A 7,600-nucleotide genomic window follows, 5' to 3' on the forward strand; every position below is an offset into this window, starting at 1 on the left:
AGCTCCGATTGAATATCGAATCTCGATGGCTGCATAGTCTTTTTTTACAGCTGTCCACTTGACGGGGGTAAGACCAGTATTGGTGTCCATTATCACAAGTTCTTAAACTTTTTTTGGAAGTTACCATTTTACATACTCCCTTCCTAGAGTTACATCTTTCCCCTTTTTCACATTTATACTTTGATGTATGTTTCACTTACTTTGTTAATCAACATGTACTATGTGATTTCCATCAAAGAAATATAAGCACTTTTCTTTCACTGGATGATGTAAACTTTTCTCTAACGCTTTCGCATATAATGAAAGCTGTACTTTATAACGTTCTGCTAAAATCGGCTTTGCTTGATCGAATCCATCTGGGAACTTTCCTTCAATTGTATCTGTTTTAAAATCGATTAATACAACTCCGTCTTCCTCTTCTATCATACAATCGATAACCCCTTGGACAAGTACAGATTCTCTGCTCTGATTTTGCCAATCTTGATACGCCTCTTCCGCTGAAAGCATCATCGTAAACGGCACTTCACGTTCTACACTTTTCGCAGCTAACACACGCTTACCAAGATCCGTATCAAAAAATGCTACAATTCGATCAATCGCAATTTCTTCTGCTTGCTCAAATGTTAGTAACTCTTTATTTACCATTTCCGCAATTTGCTCTTGAACGGTTTCAAGCGTGATCGGTTTTTGTAAATTAACATGTTGCATTACGGCGTGAACAGCTGTCCCCCGTTCAGCATAAGTTAACCCCTTTTTCTCCATAAAACGAGGACGCGTTTTTATAGGAGTACGAAGTTTTTTAATAAAGGCATTATCACTTCCATCTTCCGATTGATAATTCCGCTTTATCTCAGTAACAGACTGCTTCGCCCGATGCGCTGTTGCACCTTCATACGCATATTCCCAAGTTAAACGAGCATACACCTCTTCTTTTCGTTCACTTTCTAGAGGAACAGGTTTTTTCTCACGAAGCGCTTCTAACAATTCTTGCTTTTCTTCTTGTACTGGTTCCGGTGCAAGTAAAGTGCTACCATCAACCACTTCCACTTTCCAGCTCGCATCGTATTCATAAATTTCATTTGGTATATTTCCTTGTCCAAGTTCAAGAAGCATTTCGCTATCACGATGTCTATATAGTGACGGTGCAATCCAATCTAAGTAACAAGATGCTCCTGCACGAACGTAATCCGGTAACAACCAATCTGTATGTTCACGCGAGTCAAGCCACTTTTCAATTTCTTTTTCTTTATCTTTCACCGTACCAATTAAAATCAGTTTTTCTTTTGCACGCGTTAGAGCAACATATAATACGCGCATCTCTTCCGCAATTAGTTCCATCTTCATTTTACGTTTAATGGCTAGTTGTGATAACGTTGTATATTTAATTCGTTTACGAGGATCAATAAACTGTGATCCAAAACCGAAATCTTTGTGTAATAAGAATCGTTTCATTAAATCTTGTGTATTAAAACGGCGCCCAAGCCCCGCTACAAATACAACTGGGAACTCTAACCCTTTACTTTTATGAATCGTCATAATTCGAACCACATCTTCTTGTTCACTAAGCGCTCTCGCTGTTCCCATATCATCCCCGCGCTCTAAAATACGTTCAATAAAGCGAAGGAAACGGAATAAACCGCGGAAAGATGTTGCTTCGTACTGCCTTGCGCGATCATATAGTACGCGTAAGTTAGCTTGACGCTGTTTTCCCGCTGGAAGACCACCAACGAAATCGTAATAACCCGTCTCACGATATACTTTCCAAATTAAATCAGAAAGAGACTGCTGGCGCGCAAATTCACGCCACCCTTGCAAGAGATTATAGAACCATTGTAATTTCCCATGTAATTCTGCCTCTTCTTCAAGCGGCGCGCCTTGTAAGAAGGAACGCATCACTTCATAAAACGAGCCTTTTTTCTCATGAGCACGCAACATCGCAAGCTCTTCATCATTTAACCCAACAATCGGGGAACGAAGCACAGCAGCAAGCGGAATATCTTGCATCGGATTATCAATTACCCGAAACACATTCATCATAACGGTCACTTCTGTCGCTTCAAAATAACCTGTCGCGAGCTCAGCGTAAACAGGAATGCCTTGTAATTTTAACTCTTCCATAATTTGCGGAGCCCACGGCATCGAGCGAAGTAAAATGACAAAGTCACGGTATTTCACAGGGCGCATGCTATCTGTTTTACGATCATATACTTCATAACCTGAATCAACCATCGCTTTAATTCGCTGCGCCATTAAACGTGCTTCAAGCTGTGCTTTTTCTACTTCTACACCGTCTTCTCCCTCTACCGATTCTTCTCCCTCAGACTGATGAATACATAACAGTTCGGCTGCTACATCTTCTCCTTCTGGGTAGCTCGCACCTAACTTTAGTTCAGCATCAGCATCGTAATCGATTTCCCCAACAGTTTCGCCCATAATTTGTTTAAAAATAAAGTTCGTACCCGCTAGTACTTCATGACGACTGCGGAAGTTTTTAGCTAAATCAATCTTCATCCCGCCGTCTATTCCTTCAGGTGTAAAACGTTTATACTTTCCTAGAAATAAGCCAGGCTCTGCTAATCGGAATCGGTATATCGACTGTTTTACGTCGCCGACCATAAACAGATTACCTTCTTGTTCAAAGTCTTTCGTTACAAACTTAATAATTGACTCCTGCACAAAGTTCGTATCTTGATATTCATCGACAAGTACTTCGGCAAATTTATTCCGATATTGAAGCGCAACTGGTGATGGACGAAGCTCGCCATCGTTTGTACGTTCACTTAAAATTTGTAAGCAAAAATGCTCTAAATCTGTGAAATCAACCATTCCTTTATCACGCTTTATCGTTTGAAAACGCTCAGTAAATACTTTTACAATCTGAACAAGCTTTTCTAGTACAGGGTGCATATCCTTGAAATCACGTAAAAAGCTTTCTGGTTTCCGGCTAAACAACTCTTCTTGTAGCTTCTTCACTTCATCTTTCGCTTTATTTCTAAGTGAATCTACTTGTTTGACAATCTCTTCATTGTAATCACTCTTTTTAATACGCTTTAACGTTTGCCACGAAACATTTTGCATCGCTTCATATACACTTGTCCAAGACTGATGTGCTGCACTAGATAACGTCCCGAGTAACACAAGGTCCGCTTGTAATGTCTCAATGCGAGGCGCTGGCCCATCCGGAAGCATAGCTAACTCAATTGCTTTCCGAATATGCTTTTCAGCAGTTTCCAGCTGAAACTTCACATCTTCTAATAAATAAGTTGCATACGTTAAGTCTTCAATTGATTTCCCTTCCACATCATATGCTTCGACAAGCTTATCCAGCCCCTTCTCTGGATCTGGATGCGCCCTCGATTCCGTATGAAGCGCTAAAATCATACGCTGCAGGTCATCATCACTACGATCGCTCGTATATCGATCAACTAGTTCAAAGAAAATGTCATTTCCTTCGATTCCATATTCCTCTTCTAATATGTCATCTAATACTTCTTCTTTTAACAATTCATTTTCCGTCTGATTAGCAATGCGAAAACGTGGATCAACGTCGAGCATATAATAGTACGTTCGAATCACTTGTAAACAGAACGAGTGAATGGTTGAAATTGATGCTTTATTTAATAAGCTGAGCTGTTTCCGAACATGCCCTGATCCTGGCTCATCAATTAATACTTTTTCTAACGCTTCACCAATTCTGTTTTTCATCTCTTGTGCCGCTGCATTTGTAAACGTTACGACAAGCAAGCGATCCACATCTACTGGATTCTCGGCATTAATAATTTTGCGAATAATTCTTTCTACAAGTACAGCTGTCTTTCCCGATCCCGCTGCCGCCGCTACTAAAATATCACGGCCACCTGCAACAACTGCCTTCCATTGATCATCTGTCCATTGACTACCTTCAGGTTTCTTTGGCCAATTCTCTATCATTCGCCAACCTCCTCTCTCATTTTCTCCATCGCTTCACTATCTTTCATATCTTTTAATGTACGGAACTGATTGTCTTCAAGTGATTCATCAAATTGACAAACAGAACGGAAATTACAGAATGTACAAGCTGCTTTGTTCCCCATTTTATACGGTGCGATATCAATAACACCTTCTGTAATGTCTTTCCCGATGTTTTCAAATGTATGATGTACATATTGCTGTAAGGTTGTAAATTCTTGCTCACTTGCAATACTAGAACGCGCACTAAAGCTACCATCTTTTTTCAGACCTGCAGAAATAATGTCTGAACTTCCTGTTGAAAGCTTGTTATCCATCAATCGAACAACATCCGCATCTCCTAGTACGAGACCTTTCATTTTAAATTTCTTTAAAATTTCCTTTTCAATCTCTTCTTCCGAAGCGTCGCCTTTCATCTCCACAATCGGGTTATGAATATGGAAATATAAAACGCCAGCAGGTGATGCCGTTCCATCTTTTTTCATCCACGTATTCGCATTTGAAATAACAACGTCTAAATACGTTAACATTTGAAGTGCTAACCCATAATATACTTCTGTTAAATCTAAAGCTTTTGTGCTCGATTTATAATCAATAATGCGAAGGAAGGTACCATTTTCGTCTTCCGCTTTATCTACACGGTCAATCCGGCCAACAACTTCCATTTTCACACCGTTTGGCAACGAAAACTCCATCGGCGGAAGTGAGCCTGTCCCGCCCATACCAAATGGAACCTCTAAATCAACTGGCACAAATCCACTGGACTTCGCATGTTCACGAAGGATAAGTGACGTACGGAAAATGATTTGCTGTAACTTTTGTTTCAAATAATAATTCCGATTAGAACTTAATAAAATTTGTCTTTGTAATAACGGTGCGATTTCTTCAATTACTATGGCAGAAAGATGCTCACACTCTTTTATCGATAAATCAGCCCAAGTACGATTTTCCCTAAGTAACTTGTCTGCAATTTTCTTTAATGCTGCATGGAATAATTCGCCGATATCCGGTGCATCTAACTTGAAAATATCACGCTCTCTCAGCGATAATCCATGCTGCGCAAAATGAGCATATGCGCATCGATTAAATAATTCCATGCGAGAGACGCTTCCTTTAATTTTATCTCCGTATAGATCTCTACTTACAACTGAGCTAAGCTTCTGCGCACGGTTTCGATAAAATAAACTAGATAGTACACGACTACTTTTTTGCTTCCACTCGGGCGATGTAACATAGAAGTTGTAAACATCCCACCAAAAATCAAGGTTCCCTTCAAAACCATATCGTTTCCAATTTTGTAATTGCTGCGTTACATATGACAAGGTAACCTCTGGCGTTGCTACATACGAAATTTGTACCTGACGAGATAAATCATTCACATCATTCGTTACAAATACTTCTTTAACAGAAGGAAACATTCTTTTCACTTTCTTAATAAAGCTAGATGAAAGTAGCGTCTTTCCTTCTTCATCCGCAAGGGGACAAGAAATATATAACTTCTCAGATGCACGAGTTACTGTTTGATAAATAACAAATTGCTCTTCTAATAACGTCTGCCTTGTTGTTGGTGCTAATTCTACACCAGCTGTAACGAGAAATTCCCTTTCTTCATCTGATAACATCCCTTCATCTGAAGGGGCTGCCGGAATGATTCCTTCATTCGCACCAATCACAAAAGCCGCGCGAATATCCGATAACCTTGAACGATCAATGTTCGCAATGAGCACTTGATCTAAAGAAGGCGGGATATTTGCAAATTGAAGTGCCTCAAGTCCCGTTGTCATTACATCGATAAACATTGAACGAGACATCTTTTCCTCACCAAGCATTTCTACAAATGTATCAAGAAGATTCATTACTTCTTCCCAAACTTGATCATGGTCACTTGCAAATAGAAAATTCCCTTCTGCCTCAGCACGCATACGCAAATCTTCCAGTTTTTTAGGAACATCTAATTCTTCTAAAAACAAATAAACCGCTTCACACATTTGTACAACTGAACTTGCACGTTTTAAACGCTTCTGCAAACGAATAATTGGTGTCCTTACCACATCACGAAGGCGGTTTATTTTCTCTTCCATTTCACGTTCGCTATCTGTTTGCATTCCGTTTACTCCATCTAGCGAACGATAACGACGATACGTCCACGGCTCATCTGCCGTCCATCTCTTTCCTTGTACACCATATGCTAAACAGTAATTTTCAAACTCATCCATTTCTTCGCGCACTGATTCTTTTCTCACATCCAACGGATATAATAATTCCGTTTTTATACAGCGAAAAATAGCATCATAACGCCAATTCCCACTAATCACTTCTAGTGCAGAACGAATGCATTCAATCAATGGATGATGTGACATTGGACGCTTTTCATCGATAAAGTGCGGAATATCATAATCAGTAAACAATGTTTTCATTACATCATAATAGCTTTCTCCATTACGAAGAAGAACCGTAATATCTCTGTAGCGATACTCCTCTTCCGCAACAAGTCTGCGAATTTCCCTAGCTACACCTTCAACTTCCGCTCGCAAGTTTGCCGCTGTATATAATGTAATGTCTGGTTCACTTTGGAACTTCTTAGACGGACGAGATTCAAACTCAGCTTCTAGATGTGCCAATGCTGGCGAAAGAAAACGTGGCTGTTCTCTCATTGAAATTGTACTTTCAACTGCGATTTTCTCCTCACGTGCCAGTTGTTTTACCTTTTCATACGTAAGTACTGTTTGATAAAACAAATCTAGTTCACTTGTTGGCTGCGATAATGTTTTTTCATCTACTGTTAAAGTAATTGTTATTCTTGCTCCGCAAATCATGAGCTGTCTAATAATCTCTAATTCCCCAGGTGAAAATGAATGAAATCCGTCTATATAAATTTCTGCGCCTTTTACATAATCAGAATCCGGAAGCTTTTCTACAAGCAACTGTAAATAATCTTCTGAATCTAAATATTTACCAATTAAAGCCCGTTCAAAATCATCATATAAAAGCTGAAGGTCGTACATTTTATTTGCTAATAATTTTTGTTCATCACCGCTACTATGAGCATCTAACTGTTGCCACATCTCATATACATTCGATGGCGTTACATTATAACGTTTAAACTCGGCAATCATGCTGCCTAAATGTTCAAAAAAGCCATTTTGTTCTGCTGCTTTTTGAAACACATACAATCCTTCTTTACGCGCTTCTACAATTTTACGTAGTAACATATGCACGCCAGCCTCATCAATATGAAGGCGGCTTGCACCACCAACTTCTTGCAAGACCTTCCACGCTAACCTTGAAAAACTAAAAACTTGCGCCCTGATGGAGGCGCTAACTCCTTCATTACCTATTAAAGCTTGCTGCGTTTGGAACGTCATTTGTTCCGGTACAAGATATAAAATTGTTTCGCCTCTTGGACGCTGCCCTAATTCTTCTTGCACTTCATGTAAACAAAATGTACTTTTTCCACTTCCGGCTCGTCCAATCACAAATCGAAGCGACATGTAATCCCCACCTTTCACTTACATAACGAACGTTAGTTTGCTGTCATCATTGTATTATAGGACAGGAAAAAAGACAAACAGAGGCTGATATTATCCCCTTAAGGTAGACAGTGTAAAAAGACCATGAATAAACATGGATGTTACACTTTTACTTGGAGGGG

General features: G+C 39.6%; 2 protein-coding genes. Both read right to left on the bottom strand.

Annotated elements, in window-relative coordinates:
* Positions 1 to 204 precede the first annotated feature (204 nt).
* On the bottom strand, positions 205 to 3,930 hold the full coding sequence (gene addA, locus JDS96_RS29145) for a helicase-exonuclease AddAB subunit AddA (protein ID WP_199668914.1): 3,726 nt from the start codon (positions 3,928 to 3,930) through the stop codon (positions 205 to 207).
* Positions 3,927 to 7,439, bottom strand: coding sequence for a helicase-exonuclease AddAB subunit AddB (gene addB / locus JDS96_RS29150; protein ID WP_199668915.1), 3,513 nt, complete (start codon positions 7,437 to 7,439; stop codon positions 3,927 to 3,929). The genes addA and addB overlap by 4 nt, the downstream gene beginning before the upstream one ends.
* Positions 7,440 to 7,600 lie beyond the last annotated feature (161 nt).

It is taken from the genome of Bacillus cereus group sp. N21, assembly GCF_016483395.1.
Lineage (GTDB): Bacteria > Bacillota > Bacilli > Bacillales > Bacillaceae_G > Bacillus_A > Bacillus_A pseudomycoides.